The sequence below is a fragment of the Candidatus Neomarinimicrobiota bacterium genome (genome assembly GCA_041862535.1).
Classification (GTDB): domain Bacteria; phylum Fidelibacterota; class Marinisomatia; order SCGC-AAA003-L08; family TS1B11.
On record JBGVTM010000137.1, the window covers coordinates 1 to 2,059 of the forward strand.

2 protein-coding genes are annotated in these 2,059 nt (G+C 52.7%); both read left to right on the forward strand.

Translation table 11 applies throughout. The features are described 5' to 3' along the window. Positions 1–254 (forward strand): hypothetical protein (locus ACETWG_05115; protein ID MFB0515968.1); only part of this gene is annotated, 254 nt, incomplete at its 5' end. Positions 255–284: 30 nt separating this feature from the next. Beyond that, positions 285–1,859: a TolB family protein gene (locus ACETWG_05120; GenBank protein ID MFB0515969.1), complete on the forward strand. Its 1,575-nt coding sequence runs from the start codon at positions 285–287 to the stop codon at positions 1,857–1,859. Positions 1,860–2,059: the final 200 nt, after the last annotated feature.

Genomic DNA, 2,059 nt, shown 5'->3' on the forward strand with positions numbered 1-2,059 from the left:
CTACGGTCAGCGTACCGACGGTTGAAAAAATGCGGCCCGCAGGACTGCAGGGATTGATAGCTTGGGCAGCAGCTTGCCTAATCGTCATTGTGATCGCCACAGGTCTGGTAACCCGGAATCTGAAGCGCTCTGCCCCACTTAGCCAGCCCGCAAGGCGCTTTATCATTCGTCCGGAGACAGATCTTTCACAAGACGCCTTGTGGCAGCATGCCCTGGCGCTGTCGCCTGATGGCAGACGCCTGGCTTACGTATAAGAGGGTAGCGACGCAAGGAGGAAAATCTATTTGCGCGAGCTGGATGAATTCGAAGCAAAGCCGTTACCGGGCACTGAAGGCGCGATTAGCCCGTTCTTTTCGCCCGACGGCGAGTGGATAGGATATGCAGATCACCACCAAAGGAAGCTCAAAAAAGTATCCTTAAAGGGCGGGCAGCCTATTGTCCTGTGCGATAGCGTCCAATTCCGCGGTGGAAGCTGGGGGACTGATGACACCATAATTTTCATGCCTGCCGCAGCCACACCCACAGAGAGCGGCCTCTGGCGCATTTCTACCTCTGGAGAGGGATTGGAGCAATTAACCATTCCAGACCCAGACCAAGGCGAGTGGGGGCATGGTTGGCCGCAAATTCTGCCAGGCGGTAAGGCGGTGCTCTTTACCAATGTGCGCGGAGGACTTGGTGAGAATCAGATCGAGGTATACTTGCTGGAGACGGGCAAAAGGCACGTATTATTCACAGGTGGAACTTACGCGCGATACGTGCCCACCGGGCACATTGTTTATGCTCGTAAAAATATTCTGTATGCAGTACGGTTTGATGTCGAACGGCTCAAGGTGGTTGGCTCCGGCGTTCCGGTCGTCCTGGATGTTATAACCTCGGAAGGGCGGAGCTGGTCGGCGCAGTTTGCCATTTCCCCGAATGGTTCGCTCACCTATATCCCAGTCGTCACGCGCAGCACTGAGCTAACGCCGGTCTGGGTGGATAGATTAGGGTGGGTTGAATCCTTACCGGCGGCGACACCACGCAACTATGGCATTGTCACGATTTCCCCCGATGGGACGCGGCTGGCCTTTGATATCCAAGATGGTGACAACTGGGACGTTTGGATATACGACCTGACTCGGCATACACTAAATCCACTTACGTCCGATGGAATTAGCGATTCCCCAATTTGGACACCGGACGGCAAGTGGGTGGTATTCCGATCAAACCAAGCTGGAAAGTTTCAACTGTTCAGGCAAAGCGTGACCGGCAGCGGCAAACCGGAATTGCTTGCAACGTTTGAAGAAATTTGGGTGTGGCCCACGTGCTGCTCTCCTGATGGTAAGGAATTGCTCCTTATCACGACTAACCCCAAACGTCCAAGGTTCGATAATGATATCTCGGTGGTCCCGTTCGAAAAGCAGAGTGAAAAGCCTCATCTTCGGCCCTTCATCCAGCGAAATAATAATCAAAGACTGGGTGTCTGGTCCCCTGATGGCCGGTGGGTTGTTTACAGTTCGGATGAGACCGGCCGTTGGGAGGTCTACGTGGAGCCATATCCAGGCCCAGGCCCAAAGGTCATGATTTCGACCGAAGGTGGTTACGAACCCGCATGGTCACGGGATGGCAAAGAATTATTCTATCGTAGTGGTCGTGGTAGTCCCAAGATGGTAGCCGCGACTATTGAGACCGAGCCGGAGTTCAGGGTGATCGAGTATAAGGAATTGTTCGAAGCTATAAACTTTCGACATTATGACGTCGCACCTGATAAGCGGTTCCTGATAATTCAAGAATCCCAAGAACCCACACCTCTCGGGATCAACGTCGTGCTGAATTGGTTTGACGAGTTGAAGCGGCTCGTGCCAAGAGGGAAAGAGTGACGACAGATTGACTGAGCCCTAAAATTGTACTGGCTACTCTGAGGACAATTATCGATTCGACTACTTCGACTTGACCTGGCCTGAGCTCCCTTGCGCAATCATCGGCGTTTCAAAAAGCTCATAGAGGAAGGCAAATAGGAGCGGATAAATCCCAGAGAATGATGTCACGGAGCCACAATCAAAAGCCATTTTCAAAATGG